11 protein-coding genes are annotated in these 17,775 nt (G+C 21.6%); all 11 read right to left on the bottom strand.

All coding sequences use genetic code 11. The features are described 5' to 3' along the window. Nucleotides 1-8 precede the first annotated feature (8 nt). The 11 genes from aceE to rpiA all read right to left on the bottom strand — a co-directional run bounded on the left by aceE (nucleotide 9) and on the right by rpiA (nucleotide 17,760). Nucleotides 9-2,675, bottom strand: coding sequence for a pyruvate dehydrogenase (acetyl-transferring), homodimeric type (aceE, locus tag GJT88_RS01080; RefSeq protein ID WP_168895101.1), 2,667 nt, complete (start codon nucleotides 2,673-2,675; stop codon nucleotides 9-11). Nucleotides 2,676-2,895: 220 nt separating this feature from the next. Then, complete coding sequence (parE, locus tag GJT88_RS01075; protein ID WP_168895100.1) at nucleotides 2,896-4,803, bottom strand: DNA topoisomerase IV subunit B; 1,908 nt, start codon at nucleotides 4,801-4,803, stop codon at nucleotides 2,896-2,898. Between the two features lie 159 nt (nucleotides 4,804-4,962). After that, nucleotides 4,963-5,055, bottom strand: coding sequence for a cytochrome bd-I oxidase subunit CydX (gene cydX / locus GJT88_RS01070; RefSeq protein WP_168895099.1), 93 nt, complete (start codon nucleotides 5,053-5,055; stop codon nucleotides 4,963-4,965). 31 nt (nucleotides 5,056-5,086) lie between these two features. Next, nucleotides 5,087-6,232 (bottom strand): cytochrome d ubiquinol oxidase subunit II, encoded by a 1,146-nt coding sequence (gene cydB, locus GJT88_RS01065; protein ID WP_168895098.1) that lies wholly within the window; start codon nucleotides 6,230-6,232, stop codon nucleotides 5,087-5,089. A gap of 15 nt (nucleotides 6,233-6,247) precedes the next feature. Beyond that, on the bottom strand, nucleotides 6,248-7,819 hold the full coding sequence (locus GJT88_RS01060) for a cytochrome ubiquinol oxidase subunit I (protein ID WP_168895097.1): 1,572 nt from the start codon (nucleotides 7,817-7,819) through the stop codon (nucleotides 6,248-6,250). A gap of 84 nt (nucleotides 7,820-7,903) precedes the next feature. Beyond that, a complete protein-coding gene (gene sucB / locus GJT88_RS01055) occupies nucleotides 7,904-9,091 on the bottom strand; it encodes a dihydrolipoyllysine-residue succinyltransferase (protein WP_168895096.1) in 1,188 nt (395 codons plus the stop codon). Nucleotides 9,092-9,120: 29 nt separating this feature from the next. Next, nucleotides 9,121-11,820, bottom strand: a complete 2,700-nt coding sequence (locus GJT88_RS01050; protein WP_168895095.1) for a 2-oxoglutarate dehydrogenase E1 component — start codon at nucleotides 11,818-11,820, stop codon at nucleotides 9,121-9,123. Between the two features lie 1,040 nt (nucleotides 11,821-12,860). After that, complete coding sequence (corA, locus tag GJT88_RS01045) at nucleotides 12,861-13,811, bottom strand: magnesium/cobalt transporter CorA (RefSeq protein ID WP_168895094.1); 951 nt, start codon at nucleotides 13,809-13,811, stop codon at nucleotides 12,861-12,863. A gap of 102 nt (nucleotides 13,812-13,913) precedes the next feature. Further along, nucleotides 13,914-16,100: a UvrD-helicase domain-containing protein gene (locus tag GJT88_RS01040; protein ID WP_168895093.1), complete on the bottom strand. Its 2,187-nt coding sequence runs from the start codon at nucleotides 16,098-16,100 to the stop codon at nucleotides 13,914-13,916. Between the two features lie 69 nt (nucleotides 16,101-16,169). Continuing rightward, nucleotides 16,170-16,994 carry a diaminopimelate epimerase gene (gene dapF / locus GJT88_RS01035; protein ID WP_168895339.1) on the bottom strand — a complete coding sequence of 275 codons (825 nt, stop codon included), beginning with the start codon at nucleotides 16,992-16,994 and terminating at the stop codon, nucleotides 16,170-16,172. A gap of 46 nt (nucleotides 16,995-17,040) precedes the next feature. Next, complete coding sequence (rpiA, locus tag GJT88_RS01030; RefSeq protein WP_168895092.1) at nucleotides 17,041-17,760, bottom strand: ribose-5-phosphate isomerase RpiA; 720 nt, start codon at nucleotides 17,758-17,760, stop codon at nucleotides 17,041-17,043. Between the last annotated feature and the right edge of the window lie 15 nt (nucleotides 17,761-17,775).

The following is a 17,775-nucleotide window of genomic DNA, read 5'->3' as shown; positions in this document are numbered from 1 at the left end:
TTTTCCTTTCATGAGATTCTAGGGTTATTTTTATTTATATTAATTTCATATTTTTTAATAAAATGTGAAATTAGTTTAAAATTAATTAAATTTAAATCTAATAATATATTTAATACAGCAAGAACGACATATAATTCATTCACCTCAAAATAATAACGTAAATTTTTACGACTATCAGAACGGCCAAAACCATCAGTACCTAAAACAAAATAATTATTAGACGGTATATATTTACGAATTTGTTCAGCAAAAAGTTTGATATAATCCGTAGCAGCTACAGTTGGATAATTTTTCATTATATTTGTAATATATGGAATACGACGTTTGTCGAAAGGATGTAATAAATTCCAATGATCACAATCTTGCCCATCTCTAGCAATTTCCGTAAAAGAAGTCACACTAAAAATATCTGAATTTATATTGTAATCTTGATATAAGATTTTTCCGGCTTTTAATATATTATTTAATATTGCTCCCGAACCAAGAAGTTGTACAGTAATTTTACTTTTTTCTTGAATAGAAAATATTTTGTATATTCCTTTACAAATCCCATCTTCTGATTTTAATGGCATTGCTGGCATATTATAATTTTCATTCATAGTTGTTATATAGTAATATATATTTTTTTGTTTTTCTCCATACATTTTTTTTAAACCATTATGAATAATAACAGCTAATTCATATCCATATGTAGGGTCATATGATATACAATTAGGAATAGTTAAAGAATGAATATGGCTGTGCCCATCTTCATGCTGAAGTCCTTCTCCATTTAACGTAGTACGTCCAGAAGTAGCTCCGATTAAAAACCCTCTGGCTTGTTGATCACCCGCAGCCCAACAAAAATCACCAATCCTTTGAAAACCAAAAATAGAATAATAAATATAAAATGGTATCATAGGAAAATTATTTGTAGAATAAGAAGTTGATGCTGCTAACCATGAAGCAAATGCTCCTGCTTCACTTATTCCTTCTTGTAAAATTTGTCCTTTTATATCTTCTTTATAATAAGCAAATAATGATCTATCTTGTGGAGTATATTGTAAACCATTTGAATTATATATACCTATTTGTCTAAATAAACCTTCCATACCAAATGTACGAGCTTCATCAGCAATAATAGGGACTATTCTATCTTTAATATCTTTATTTCTAAGCATTATATTTAATATACGTACAAATGCAATAGTTGTAGAAATATTATATTGTTTTTTAAAAAGTGTGTTAAAATCTGATAAATTAGGTAAAGTTAATTTTTCAGAAAAATTAATTCTTCTCTGAGGAATATATCCTCCTAATTTTTGACGTTGATTATGTAAATATTTATATTCTTCTGAATTTCTTTCAAAAGAAATATATGGTAAATTACATAGATCCTTATCATTTATAGGTATATTTAAACGATCGCGTATATATTTTATTGTATTCTTATCAATCTTTTTAATTTGATGAGCTATATTTTTTCCTTCAGCAATTTGACCTAAACCATAACCTTTAATTGTATGTATCAATATTACTATAGGTTTATTTTTTATTTTATATGCTTCTTTAAAAGCAGCATAAATTTTTTTGGAGTCATGTCCTCCATAATTTAATTTTTCTATTTCTTCATTCGTTAAATCTTTAACAAGTTCAGATGTTTCTTCATATTTTCCAAAAAAATTTTTTCTTATATATTCCCCATTTTTAGAATTTAAATCTTGAAAACTACCATCTAATGTCTCGTTCATTAATTGTATTAATTTACCAGTTTTATCCTTAGACAAAAGTTGTTCCCAACGATCTCCCCAAATAACTTTAATAACTTCCCATCCTGATCCTTTAAAAATGTTTTCTAATTCATTAATAATTTTGCCATTACCATAGACTGGACCGTCTAATCTTTGTAAATTACAATTTATAACAAAAATTAAATTATCTAATTTTTCTCGTGCAGCTATATTAATAGCTCCTTTAGATTCTGGTTCATCCATTTCTCCATCCCCTAAAAAAGCAAAAATTTTTTTCTGCGATGTTTTTAATAACTCTCTATTTTCTAAATATTTTATAAATTTAGCTTGATATATAGCTGATATAGGACCTAAACCCATAGAAACAGTAGGAAATTGCCAAAAATTAGGCATAAGTTTAGGATGAGGATAAGATGATAAACCTCTCCCAAAAACTTCTTGACGAAAATTATCTAAATAACTTACTCCCAAACGACCCTCTAAAAAAGATCTGGCATATATGCCAGGAGAAATATGTCCTTGAAAATAAATTATATCTCCTCCATTTAGGTTATCATCTGATTTAAAAAAATGATTGAAACAAACTTCATAAATATGAGAAGCTGATTGATATGAAGATATATGCCCACCTAAATCTAAATTTTTTTTAGAAGCTCTTAATACAATCATTATAGCATTCCATCGAATAAAAGATCTTATTTTTCTTTCAATAAAAAGATTTCCTGGATATTTTGGTTCCTTAATTAAAGGAATAGAATTAACATAATTATTATTATCAAAATTTAATTTAATACCATTATTACTTAAATGTAATACAGTTGTTTTTAACAAAAATTTTGCTCTTTCAATACCTGCTTCTCTTATAACAGAATCTATGGATTGTATCCAATCATCAGTTTCTATTGGATCCACGTCATTATATATATTAATATTATCGTCTGACATGGTGTATTATTCCTTATTTTAATAAAAAAATTATATGATAAAAAAAATATTTTATTTATGCTAATGAACTTATTTATTTTAATAAAAAAAATCATATTTATAGTTAAAATATTTATTATAATAAATTTTATATAATAAAAATTTTTATTTTTAAAAAAATATTTATATATAAAAATTATATCTTCTTATAAAAATAAATATTTTTTAATATTATAAGTTTTTAAATATTTATTGTAATATCTCCTTTTTGTTGTAACCATTTTCTACGATCTTCAGCTCTTTTTTTAGCAAGTAACATATCCATAATAGACATTGTTTTACTTATTTCTGTTTCATTATTATTCATTACTAATTTTATTAAACGACGACTGTTAGGACTAAAAGTAGTTTCTCTTAATTGTTTTGGATTCATTTCTCCTAAGCCTTTAAATCTTTGTACATTTATTTTATTATTGTTAATATAATTTTTATTCAAAATATTTTTTTTTTCTTTTTCATCTAATGCATAAAAAACTTTTTTCCCTAAATCAATACGATATAAAGGAGGCATTGCAACATAAATGTGTCCTTGCTTTACTAAAGATACAAAATGTTTAATGAATAAAGCACATAATAGAGTAGCTATGTGTAATCCATCTGAATCTGCATCAGCTAAAATACAAATTTTATTATATCTTAATTTTTTTAAATTTTCATTATTAGGATAAACGCCTATTGCTAAAGAAATATCATATATTTCTTGTGAAAATAAAATTTCTTCAGAATTAATTTCCCATGTATTTAAAATTTTTCCTTTTAGGGGCATGACTGCTTGATAATTTTTATCTCTTGCTTGTTTAGCAGATCCTCCTGCAGAATCACCTTCTACTAAAAACAATTCTGTTTGTTGAGAATTATGAATGATACAATCAGCTAATTTTCCTGGTAAAATGGAACTAATATTATGATTTTTTTTTTTCACAGATTTTTTAGAAGTTTTAATTCTTTTTTGTGCATTAGTAATAACCATATCTGCTATAGTCATTCCTATTTTAATATTTTGATTTAACCATAAAATAAAAGCATCTTTTACAATATTTGAAACAAATACTGCACATTGTCTTGAAGACAAACGTTCTTTTGTTTGTCCTGTAAATTGAGGATCTTGGATTTTTATAGATAAAACATAAGAACAACGATCCCAAATATCTTCTCCTGATAATTTAATATTTCTGGGCAAAAGATTATGAAAATGACAAAAAATACGCATTGCATCAATTAATCCTAAACGTAATCCATTTACATGGGTGCCACCATCTATTGTAGGAATCAAATTTACATAACTTTCAGTAATAAAATGATTATTATTTTCAAGTATCCAAAATAAAGCCCAATGTATATGTTTTACATCATCTAAATGTTTTCCTGTAAAAGGAATTTTTGGTATTGTTATTAAATTTTTAACTGAATTAATTAGATAATCTGGTAAACCATTTTTATAATTCCAAGTATAATAATCTTTTGTGTTTTTATCTTTAAAAGATACTTGTAATCCAGAACATAAAATAGCTTTTGCTTTTAATAAATTTATTAAATTAGATACTAAAAAAGAAGAATTCTCAAAAAAATATTCATTTGGCCAAAATCTAATTTTTGTTCCTGTATTATTTATATTAATTTTTTTAACTATTTTAAGATCTTCAACTTTATATCCATTTTCAAAAATTATAGTATATATTTTTCCATTTCGAAATATGCTAACTTCCATTCTTTTAGATAAAGCATTAACAACAGAAATTCCTACTCCATGTAAACCTCCAGAAAAACTATAATTTTTATTAGAAAATTTTCCTCCTGCATGTAACCGACATAATATAAGTTCAACTGCAGATATTCCTTCTTTAGAATGAATATCTATAGGCATTCCTCTTCCATTATCAATTACTTCTAATGACTGGTCTTTATATAAAGTAACTGTAATATTTGTGGCATAACCTGCTAATGCTTCATCTACACTATTATCTATAATTTCTTGCCCTAGGTGATTAGGTCTAGTAAGATCAGTATACATACCTGGTCTACGCTTAACCGGGTCTAATCCTTCTAAAATTTCTATAGAATCAGCATTGTATTGATTTGAATGATTCATTATTTATTAGTAAAGTTAAAGTAATGGTCACATATTTTAAATATAAAAAAAATATATTTTTAGTCAATCACTATTTATTATTTCCAATATGGAATAATTTTTTTTTAAAATTAATAAAATCTTATGTTTAATTTTTAACAAAAAATTTTTACTAATAATTTATTTATTATTTTTATATTCTTTTTTTAAAGTTATTAAAATACTAAAAATACATGTAAATATTACACCTAATAACCAAATAAAATACCACATTTTATGTAATCCTTTTTATTGTATAAAATTTTTAATAATAAGAATCAGGGTTTTTTTTTATTATTTTTTTACTAAAAGGAAAAAACATTTTTTTATAACACCAAAACGTATAAGTTAAAATGATAGGCATAAAAATAAAAGCTATATATAACATTATATTTAATGTTAATTGACTAGATGTGGAATTCCAAATAGTAAGACTTTGTTGGGGAATAAAACTAGATGGTATAATAAAGGGAAACATTAATATACCTACAGTTGATATCATACTAATAATAGTTAATGTTGAAAAAATAAAAGCTGTTATTAATTTTTTATATATAGACGATAGTATTGTAAATAAAGGAAATATTACAGATAATACAGGTATTATATATAAATATACATGATTTTTAAAGTTAGATATCCATGCTTTATTTTCATAAAGAATCCTATTTCCTTTTAAAGGAAGGAAAGCTATTTTATTATCTAATATTGAATAAAATTTATATCCTTTTATAAAAAAGATAGCATTAATAAATGATAATATAAAAAATAAGATTAATAAAACAGAAGATATTTTAATTAGAATATAGATTCTACAATTAAGATTATAATCTTTAATCCTCATTTGTAAATAAGTTGCTGCTTGATTAATAAAGATTAAAAGAATAGTTATACTAATTAAAATAGCAAATGGGTTGAATAATTTTATAAAGGATCCTTCAGAATGAATTTGTAAATATTTATCTATATAGAAAGGAATTCCTTGTAATATATTACCCATTGCTATTCCTAATATTATAGGAGGTATAATACTTCCTATAGAAATACATAAATCACAAATTTTTTCCCATATCTGATTTTTTATTTTAGAACGATATTCAAAACCTACAGGACGTAAAAATAATGATACTAATAAAATTATCATAGCTATATAAAAACTAGAAAATAAAGTTGCATAAACAATTGGCCAGGCAGCAAATAAAGCACCTGCAGCAGTAACCAACCAAACTTGATTTCCATCCCAATGTGGAGCAATTGTATTTATCATAATTTTTCTTTCAAGATTATTTTTACCTATTATGTATAATAATATACCTACTCCCATATCAAATCCATCAGTAATAACAAATCCTGTTATAAGAATTCCTATTATAAAAGACCAAATTAAACGCAACAAATCATAATTTAACATAGAAGAACCTAATTTTTATTTAAGATTTTTATTTTTAAAAATTTGTTTTTCAAAAAAATATCTTCCAGTGTTTAAAACACTAGGACCAATAGAAGTAATTTTAAATATTAAATATAATTCAATTACTAGTAATATTGTATAAAAAATAATAATAGTAATAATAGAAAATAAAATTTCTATAAGTTTAATTGAAGAACTAGCCATAAATGTCGGTAATATTTCTTCTATAGCCCACGGTTGTCTACCATATTCAGCTATAAACCATCCTGATTCGGATGCTATCCATGGTAAAGGAATTATATATAAACAAAATTTTAGTAAAAAATTTTTTTCTTCAATATTATCTTTAATAACAGTAAAAACAAAAACTAATATTATTGTAAATAATAATATTACACTAGATAATACCATTATACGAAATGAGAAAAATAAAGGAGTAATTAAAGGTATAGAATTTTTAGCTATTTTTTTAATTTGAGTATTGTTAATATTATTAATATTTGAATAATACTGTTTTACTAGAAAACCATATCCTAAATATTTTTTATATTGATTAAAAATTTTTATATTATTTACGTTTAAATTATCATTCTTAATTTGATCTAAAGCTATTAATGCTTTCAAACCATAAAAAATTTTAAATTCATTGTTTTTTATTAAATCTTTGATTCCTATAACAGGAGTATTTATAGATCTTGTTGCAATTAATCCTAAAAAATATGGTATTTTTATAGAATATTTGTTTAATTGTTTTGTTTGATTTGGGAAACTTATTATATTAAATGAAGCTGGAGGTTTTTGTGTTTCCCATTCAGCTTCAATAGCCGCTAATTTAATTTTTTGTGTATGTCCTATTTGATATCCTGACTCATCTCCTAATATTATTAATGAAAAAATAGATGCTAATCCAAAACTAGATGCGATAATTATAGATTTTTTTGCAAATTTAATATCACGTTGTTTTAAAATGTAATATGCACTAATCCCAATAATAAATATTACTCCTGTAATATATCCTGCTGATACTGTATGAACAAATTTAACTTGTGCTATTGGATTAAAAATTAATTTCCAAAAATTATCCATTTCCATTCTCATATTTTCATAATTAAAATGAGAAGCAATAGGATTTTGCATCCATCCATTAGCTATTAAAATCCAAAGAGCTGATAAATTTGATCCTATAGCTACAAGCCATGTAACAATCATGTGTTGTATTTTAGTTAATCTATCCCATCCTAAAAAAAATAAACCTACAAAAGTTGATTCAAGGAAAAAAGCCATTAAACTTTCTATCGCTAAAGGTGCTCCAAAAATATCCCCTACATAATGTGAATAATATGACCAATTTGTTCCAAATTGGAATTCCATTGTTAATCCTGTTACAATGCCTAAAGCAAAATTTACACCAAATAATTTTCCCCAAAATTGGGTCATATCTTTATATATTAATTTTCCTGTTAAAACATATACTGTTTCCATAATAGCTAATAAAAAAGAAAGTCCTAATGTTAGTGGTACAAATAAAAAATGATACATTGCAGTTAATGCAAATTGTAATCTTGATAAATCAATAACATTTAACATTACTAGTCCTTAATTAATTATTTCAATATATTATCTTTATAAATATTTTTTTTTATAATAAAAAATTTTTTAATATAATTAATTTTATGTTGTTAAAAATAAGCGTAATGGATCTTCTAATAGTTTTTTAATTAAAACAAGAAAACTAATTGCTTCTTTACCATCAATTAAACGATGATCATATGATAAAGCTAAATACATCATAGGCATGATACAAATTTTATTCTCAATAACTACAGGTCTATTTTTAATAGCATGAATACCTAGTATAGCACTTTGAGGGGGATTAATAATTGGCGTTGACATAAGAGATCCAAAAATTCCACCATTAGAAATAGTAAAGGTACCACTTATTAAGTCTTCTGGAGATAATTTATTTGTATTACTTTTTATAATTAAATCTTTAATTTTTTTTTCTATATCTATTAACGATAACTGGTTTGTGTTATAGATAATTGGAGCAACCAATCCTCTATTAGAGGCTATAGCTATATTAATATTATAAAAATTATTATAAATAATATATTCTCCATCTATAAAAGCATTAATTTTTTTAAAAGATTGTAAAGCTTGTGAAACCGCTTTTACATGAAAAGATGTAAATCCTAATTTTATTCCATGCATTTTATAAATAAAATCACTATAATTATTTTTTATATTAATAATATTTTTCATGTTAACTTCATTAAAAGTAGTTAACATAACAGTATTTTTTTTAGAATCCATTAGTTTTTTAGCAATATATTGTCTTATTGGATCCATTTTAATTTTTTTAATATTATGATCTATTGACACATTGTTTTTTTGTTTTTCATTATTATTGACTACTTTGAAATCTTTATTTATTTTTTTTGTGGAATTATTATTTTGATTAATTGAAAGATTATTTTTATTTATCATTCTACGTATAGATGGGCTAAAATTATTTATTTTTTCAAATAGTTGTTTTTTATTAATGTCTGAAATATCATTGATATTATTAGTATTATGAAGATTACTATTTTTGGTAACATTTTTTTCTTTTTTATTTTCTATTTTTTTTAATATTCCAATAATTTGTTGTGATTTTACTTTTTCACCTTTTTGCATTAAAATTTTTTCTAAGATTCCATTAATAGTTGAAGGTATTTCTAGAACAATTTTATCTGTTTCTAATTCTAATAGAATATCGTCAACTTTAATTATATCACCAGGTTTTTTATACCATTCAATAATAGTAGCATCATTTACTGATTCTGGTAATTCCGGAACAATTATATTTATATTATCCATAATGACACCTTATAAATTAAAATTTTATATTATTTTGTATTAAATACAGAATTTATGATTTTTTGTTGTTGTTTTTTGTGAACAGAAAAAAATCCTGTAGCGGTTGATGCAGATTCATTTCTTCCTATATAACGAATATTATAACCTAATTTATTTATAAAATAATTATGGATATATATCCAAGACCCTTGATTTATTGGTTCTTCTTGACACCAAAAAAAATTATTTATTTTTATGTATTTATTTATAATATTAAGTAATTCCTTTTCAGGAAAAGGATATAATTGTTCAATTCTAATTAAAACAACACTTTTATTTTTTATAAAATTTCTATATTCGAACAGATCATAATATATTTTCCCTGAACAAAAAATAATACGTTTTATATTTTTTATATTAATATTTAAATTGATTTCATCAATAATTGTTTGAAATGAATTATTAATAAAATTGTTTAAAGAGGAAAATGATAATTTATATCTTAAAAGTGATTTAGGAGTTATTATGATAAGAGGTTTTTTATTATAATTAAATGCTTGCTGACATAGTAAATAATATATTTGAACAGAATTAGATGGAATACAAATAAACATATTATTTTCGGCACATAATTGTAAGTACCTTTCTATTCTTGCTGAAGAATGTTCAGGACCTTGTCCTTCATAACCATGAGGCAACATCATAACTAAACCGCTTTTATACCCCCATTTTTTTTCTCCAGAACTAATAAATTGATCTATAATAACTTGCGCTCCATTAGCAAAATCACCAAATTGTGCTTCCCATATTGTTAAAATATTTAAGTTATTAATAGAATAACCATATTCAAATCCTAAAACAGATTCTTCTGATAAAACAGAATTATAAATATAAAAATTTCCTTGGTTATTTCCAAGATTTTGTAATGAGGTATATGAAGAATTATTAATTTGATCGTATATAACAGAATGTCTATGGGAAAAAGTTCCTCTTTTAACGTCTTCTCCTGATAAGCGACACGAAATTCCTTGAGTAAGGATATTTGCATATGCTAAATTTTCTGCTGTTCCCCAGTCTAAATTCATATTTCCTTTACTCATTTCAATTCTATCTAAATAAATTTTTTTGACTCTAAAATGAGGGTTAAATTCTTCAGGTATTGTACTTATTTTAAATAAAAGATTTTTTAAATTTTTTATTGTAAGTTTTTTTTGTATTATTTTTTTACAATTATTTTCTATAATTTTATTAGTTTCAATAAAAGATTTACCTTGGTTAAATAAATTCTGATATTTTTCATATAAAATTAATTTATTTTGATCATTCACTATATTTTCAGATAATAATTTATTAAAATATAATTCTTGTATTGTTGGTTGTTTTTTTATTAATTTATACATTAGTGGTTGTGTTATATAAGGATCATCCATTTCATTATGTCCATGTCTTCTATATGAAACTAAGTCTATAAAAACATCTTTATTGAATGTATTTCTAAAATCAATAGCTATTTTTATAATAGAAATAACATCTTCTATTTTATTTGCATTTATATGAAAAACAGGACATTGAATCATTTTAGCTATATCAGTACAGTAATAACTTGATCTAATATCTTTAATATTATCTGTAGTAAATCCTATTTGATTATTAATAATAATATGAATTATACCATGAATTCCATATCCTCTAGTTTTAGATAAATTTAAAATTTCTTGTATAATACCTTGCCCACTAAAAGCAACATCTCCATGTATGCAAATAGGTAAAATAAAATTACTTTTTTTATTTTTTAAAATATCATTTTTATATTTAGCAATACCCATAACTACAGAATTAATAATTTCTAAATGTGAAGGATTAAAGGTTAATTGTAATTTAATTTTTTTATTATTTGAATTTATAAAAGAAGAATAATACCCTAAATGATATTTTACATCATCTATATTATTTTTTTCTGTAATATTATTGGAAAATTCATTGATTATTTTTTGAATTTTTTTCCCCATTATATTAGCTAAAAAATTTAATCTACCTCTATGTGCCATTCCAAAAATTATTTCTATATTTTTATTTTCTTTAATATTAATATACCTTATTATTTCTTTTATTAATGGTATTAAAACATCACAACCTTCTAGAGAAAATCTTTTTGCTCCGGGAAACATTTTTCCTATGCATTTTTCAAAAACTTCTGATGCAATTAATTCTTCTAAAAAAATTTTTTTTTCTATATTATTAAAATTATTCTTATTTGATTCAATTTTATATTTGAGCCAATTTTTTTCAACATAAGGTAAATACATATATTCAATTCCAATATAATTTGAATATATATTTTTAAAAAAATTATATATATCAATAATTTTTTTCTCTTTCAAAGTATTATTAAGTATATTTTTTTTTTCAAAATCTTTTTCACTAATGCCATAATCTCTTAAACTTAAGAGATTTTTATATTTTTTTTTATTATAAAATAAAGGATTTATATTTGCGTTATAATGTCCTGATATTCTAAAATCATTTATTAATTTATTTATTTTTTTTTTTAAATATATTTTTTCACAGGAAACATCATATTTTGTATATTTTAATTTACGTTTTTTATTAATTTTTTGATTTTGTTTTTTAAATATATCAATCCATGACTTATCTATAGAATTAGAATTCATTAAAAAATTTTGGTATAAATTTTCTATATAAAAAATGTTATAATCTAAAAAATTTTTTTGTAAAAAATAATTATTCATTTAACCCCTAGTAAAATATATATAATTATAATATTTTTAAAAAATAATTATAGATGGAAAGATTGCTCAAAATAACTAATATTATTTAATTATATAATTAATATTAAATTCACATAATTTATATTATAAAAGAAAAAAATAATTTTAATCAATATTTTACAAAAATATTGATTAAAATCTAAAAAAATATTTTATAATATTTTTTTTTATAAAAAATTATTTTTTTTAATAAAATTATAAAAAGTTAATATTTTATTATAGTATTTCAGATAGTGGGATTATTAAATAAATTTAATCATAATATAAAAATTAATTTTATTAAAATATTAAATTATTTTTTAATAAAAATGCACTATAGATAACTAAATTATAATTTAATTAAAAATTTTTTATATAAAAAAATTAATTATTATTAAATATAAATTATTTTATTATTATATATTTAGTATACTTTCTTATATTTATAAGTTTCATCCAATTATAAAATTTTTTATATTTTATAATATTTACCAAAACATTCATTTTTTTAAAAAAAAATGATTTAGACCATACTAAATATATTACCTATTGTTTAGATTCAAAATATTAAATTTTTAAAATTTTACTCAAAAATATTTATTTAATATAATTTTTATATAATTATTAATTTTACTAAGTAAAGTATAATCCAAAAATAAACAGTAAAATCATGTTTATTTTTTTAATTTTTTTAAAAAAAATTTAAACTAAATTCCAGCTTATTTTTTATCACAAACTTTTTTATAAAATTAAGATTTTTATAAGAAATTTTATATCAAAAAAAGCATAGAATATATTTTATATATTTTTCATTATTACATTTTTAAAATTTTTATATTTAGAAAATTATTATATTAGAAATTTTATTGAAATATGTATTGTTTTATTTTTTATATAAAAAATATTTTTTTAATTAAATTTTTAATACAAATAAAATTTATTTAAAACTCTAATAAAATTATCTTTTTATAAAAAAAAATATAATTGGAAAAATATTAATAATTATATTAATATTTTGAAAACTATAACCATTTTTTTCTTTTAAAATAAATATAAGGTGCTAAAGCAGATGCTACCATTAAAATAATGGCATATATATAACCATATTTCCATTTTAATTCAGGTAAAAAAGTAAAATTCATACCATAATTAGATGCTACTAAAGTAGGTGGTAAAAATATTACAGATACTAATGAAAAAATTTTAATAATTCTATTTTGTTCTATATTGATGAATCCCATTGCTGCTTGCATTAAAAAATTAACTTTTTGAAATAATGATTCGTTATGAGGTAGCAAGGACCTAATATCTCTTGATATCTCTCTTGCTTGTTTCATTTGACTTTCGGGTAATCTTGTTTTTCTCATTAAAAAATTCAATGCTCTTTGAGTATCCATTAAACATAATCGTACTTTCCAACCAATATCTTCTAATTCTGCTAAAGTAGAAAAAGCGTTATCAAATTCATTATTTTTATGACTTTTCATAATAATACGACTTAAACATTCTAGATCATTATATATATTTTCGATTTCATCCGCTAATTGTTCAATTTTAGTTTCAAATAAATCTAATAAAATTTCATATGGATTACCATATATCAAAGTTTGATTTCGAGTACGCATTCTATATAAACGAAAAACAGGCAATTCTCTTTCCCTTAAAGTATATAATATTCCATCTTTTATGGTAAAAGCTACGGTTGTAATATTTACATGATCATCAATATTTTCATAAAAAAACAATGAATGAATATGTAATCCATTTTCATTTTCAAAAAATCTTGCTGATGCTTCTATATCTTCTAATTCAGGACGAGTTGCTAAATTTTGTCCTAATAAATGATATATTTTTTGTCGTTCAGTATCTTCTGGTTTAATTAAATCGATCCAAATTATATCTAAAAGATCATTATTATTATTTAATTCTAAATTCATTAAATGGTGATTAAATATTTTAAAAGCATGTAACATATAATTACTCCCACCAATTTAAGGATATTTATTAAAAAAATATATAAAATAAATTTATTTATATATTATTTCTTATTTTTTAAAATTTTTAGTTAAATTATTTTATATTAAAATTTGTATATAGTTAGACATTATCCATTTTATTACTGTATCATTAAATTTAATTTGTAATTTTTTATTATTTTTAATTTTTTCTATCTTTAGAATTATTCCTTTGCCAAAAACTTGATGTAGAACGGTTTGTCCAATAAAATATTTTTTATTACTAATCAAATTATTATTATTATTTAATAATATATTTTTATTAGTTAAATAACTAATTTTTTTTATACAATTTTTAGGTAATTCATTAAGAAATCTTGATGGAATCGATTTTTTTTCTTTACCATATATATAACGTTTTTTAGTATAAGTTAATATCAATTTTTCTTTAGCTCTAGTAATTCCTACATAAGCTAAACGTCTTTCTTCATAAAGATCTGTATTATTAATTAATGATACTTTATTAGGAAAAATACCTTCCTCCATCCCAATTATAAAAACTTGAGAAAACTCTAATCCTTTAGAAGAATGTATAGTCATCATTTGTATGCAATCTTCAAAATTTGTCGTACTTTCCTTATTAAGGTTATCATTTTCTAATAAAGTTTGAGAAAGAAAATTTATTAAAATATTATTTTTTTTAATTTTTAATTCATTTTTTTCGTATAATGAATTATACATAAAATAATCAGCTGCATTAATTAATTCTTTTAAATTATTTATCTTAGTAGAATTTTTTTCAGATAAATTATTCTGTTTATACATATCCCATAATCCAGAATTTTTTATAGTCTTTTCAATCATAACTGATAATGATTGCTTATTAATATCTCTTCTTAATAATTTAATTAAATCAATAAAATTTTTTAAAGCATTTAAAGACAAAATACTTAAACATTTTTTATTTTTTATTAAATAAATACTAGATTCCCATAATGTTAAAGAAAATTTTTTTGATATATCTTTTATAATTTTAACTGTTTTGCTCCCAATACCTCTTTTTGGTACATTTAAAATTCTTTCAAAAGCACTATCATCATTAAAATTTGAAATTAATCTTAAATATGATAATGTATTTTTTATTTCTTGACGTTCAAAAAAACGTATACCACCATAAATTTGATATGGAATATTAAATTTTAATAAAATTTCTTCTAAAACACGAGATTGAATATTATTTCTATATAAAATTGCGCAATTATTTAATTTAATATTATTTTTAATAAATTTTTTTTTTATATATTTTGCTATATATTCTGCTTCATCAAATTCATTTAATGCAAAATATATTGATATTAATTTACCATTATTTGCATTCGTCCACAATTTTTTTTTTAATCTAGAATTATTATTAGAAATAAGTTCATTGGCTGCATGTAAAATATTATGAGTAGAACGATAATTTTGTTCCAATAAAATTATTTTTACTTTATCAAAATCTTTTAAAAAATGATTTATATTTTCAATTTGTGCACCTCGCCAACCATAAATAGATTGGTCATCATCTCCTACAAGAACAATTTTTGTGTCATAATGTTTATTGTATAATAATGAAATAAATTTATATTGTATATCATTGGTATCTTGAAATTCATCAACCAAAATATTTTTAAATCTTTTTTGATATTTCTTTAAAATAGAATTATTATTTAAGAATAATTTATATAAACACAATATTAATTCATTAAAATCAATCACTTCTGTTATCTTACAAAGATTTTGATATTCCTCATATATTTTAGATAAATTTATATTAAAAATATCATTATTCATAGTATTTTTTTTTACAAAAAAAATACTATTTTTAAAACTATTTATATATTTTAATATATTATCAATTGTATAAATTTTACTTTTTAAACCCATTTTAACTATAATACGTTTAATTAATCTTTTTTGATCATCATTATCTATTATTTGAAAATTTTTAGATAATCCCGCTTCTAAATAATGTATTCTTAATAAATAATAAGCAAAACTATGAAAAGTTCCTACCCAAATATTATTTTTTGGATTATCATTAATTAATGATTTAACTCTTATTTTTAATTCAGACGCAGCTTTATTTGTAAAAGTTACAGCTAAAATAGATTTAGGAGGACAATTTAATTTTTTAATTAACCATGCTATCCGTCGAACTAATACAAGTGTTTTACCACTTCCTGCGCCAGCTAGTATTAATAAATTTTTTCTAATTTCAGATACAACTTCACTTTGTTTATTATTTAAATTTTTTAGTAAATCCATATTTATCTTATATTGAAGATTATAAATAATGTTTGATTCTAAAATATTAGAATTTATTTTAAAATATTTTTATAATTTTATTTTTCCATCATAGATATAATTAGCATTGCCTATCATAAATAAATGTGTATTTCCTCCCTTCCATTTTACATCTAAAATACCTCCTGTTAAATTTACTTCTACTTTAGAAGATAATATATTTTTATATATCCCAACTGAAACAGCTGCGCAAGCACCTGTGCCACAGGCATTAGTCTCCCCAACTCCTCTTTCAAATACTCTTAATTTGATATTATTTGGATTAACGTATTCCATAAACCCTACATTAATTTTTTCTGGAAAAGAATTGTGTTTTTCAATAAAAGATCCAATAAAAGATACAGGTGTTTTAGATATATCTTTTACTTGAATAACACAATGAGGATTTCCTAATGAAACAACATTAAAATTAATAAACTTATTATTAAAAAAAATTTTATAATTTTTTTTAATCTTATTCGTTATAAAGGGTATATCTTTAGGATGAAACAAAGGTACACCCATATCTACACATATTCTATTGTCTTTTAAAATTTCTATATAGAGTAATCTATTGTTTGTGCTTACACATATATTTTTTTTAAAAATTAATTTTTTTATTTTTAAATATTGTGCTAAACAACGTATTCCATTACCACAATTATTAACTTCATTACCATCAGAATTAAAAATTCTATAATGAAAATCAACATTATTTAGAGTAGGGGATTCTACAATTAGTAATTGGTCAAACCCTATTCCTAAATATCTATGAGATAATTTTTTAATTATATTTTTATTTAAAAAAAATTTTTTTTTAAAATTGTTTACAATAATAAAATCATTACCTAGTGCATGCATTTTTACAAATTTTATTTTCATATAACTGTATAAGTATTCATAATATTTTAAAAAATTTATGTTATTGAGTATAAATGTTTTGTTTATCTTTTTTTTTATAAAAATTTTTATATTTTTTATTTTCAGTAATGGACACTTTATAATTATGCTTTCCTACTATAACTACATCAGCACATCTTTTTGCAAATAAACCAACTGTAACAACACCAGGAATATTGTTTATATATCTCTCTGTTTGAATAGGATCATGAATGTTTAAATTATATACATCTAATATTATATTTCCATGTTCTGTAACAGTATTTTTCCGTAATTTTATTTTTACACCTAAACTTAACAATTTTTTGACTATATAAGCTTCTGCAGTTGGTATAATTTCTATAGGAACGGGATGTAATTTACCTAAATCTTTTACGCATTTTGATTGATCTATAATACATACAAACAAATCAGCAAAATTAGATATAATTTTTTCGTTAGTTAAAGCAGCTCCTCCTCCTTTAATCATTTGCATATGATTATTTATTTCATCAGCACTATCAAAATATATTTCAATTTTGTTTATTTTATTGGTTTTATATATATTGAAATTATATTTTTTTAATTTATTTGTAGAATCTTGAGAAGTCGAAACTACTCCTCTAATTTTTTTTTTTATAGTTGATAAAATATCAATAAAGTGAGTTATTGTTGTCCCTGACCCAATACCGATAATATTATTATTATTTCTAATATATTTTAAAGCAGCTTTAGCTGCAAGATTTTTTAAATTATTAATCATATTACTAATACTTTA

Source organism: Enterobacteriaceae endosymbiont of Donacia tomentosa (genome assembly GCF_012571135.1).
GTDB lineage: Bacteria > Pseudomonadota > Gammaproteobacteria > Enterobacterales > Enterobacteriaceae.
Note: the sequence above shows the minus strand (reverse complement) of the source record. Positions and strands in the feature narration are given on the sequence as shown.

Excerpts from the sequence above, each read along its gene's own strand:
- aceE (WP_168895101.1), bottom strand. The coding sequence starts at position 2,675 with ATGTCAGACGATAATATTAATATATATAATGACGTGGATCCAATAGAA.
- sucB (WP_168895096.1), bottom strand. The coding sequence starts at position 9,091 with ATGGATAATATAAATATAATTGTTCCGGAATTACCAGAATCAGTAAAT.
- GJT88_RS01050 (WP_168895095.1), bottom strand. The coding sequence starts at position 11,820 with ATGAATAATTATTTTTTACAAAAAAATTTTTTAGATTATAACATTTTT.
- parE (WP_168895100.1), bottom strand. The coding sequence starts at position 4,803 with ATGAATCATTCAAATCAATACAATGCTGATTCTATAGAAATTTTAGAA.
- GJT88_RS01040 (WP_168895093.1), bottom strand. The coding sequence starts at position 16,100 with ATGGATTTACTAAAAAATTTAAATAATAAACAAAGTGAAGTTGTATCT.
- cydX (WP_168895099.1), bottom strand. The coding sequence starts at position 5,055 with ATGTGGTATTTTATTTGGTTATTAGGTGTAATATTTACATGTATTTTT.
- corA (WP_168895094.1), bottom strand. The coding sequence starts at position 13,811 with ATGTTACATGCTTTTAAAATATTTAATCACCATTTAATGAATTTAGAA.
- GJT88_RS01060 (WP_168895097.1), bottom strand. The coding sequence starts at position 7,819 with ATGTTAAATGTTATTGATTTATCAAGATTACAATTTGCATTAACTGCA.
- rpiA (WP_168895092.1), bottom strand. The coding sequence starts at position 17,760 with ATGATTAATAATTTAAAAAATCTTGCAGCTAAAGCTGCTTTAAAATAT.
- cydB (WP_168895098.1), bottom strand. The coding sequence starts at position 6,232 with ATGTTAAATTATGATTTGTTGCGTTTAATTTGGTCTTTTATAATAGGA.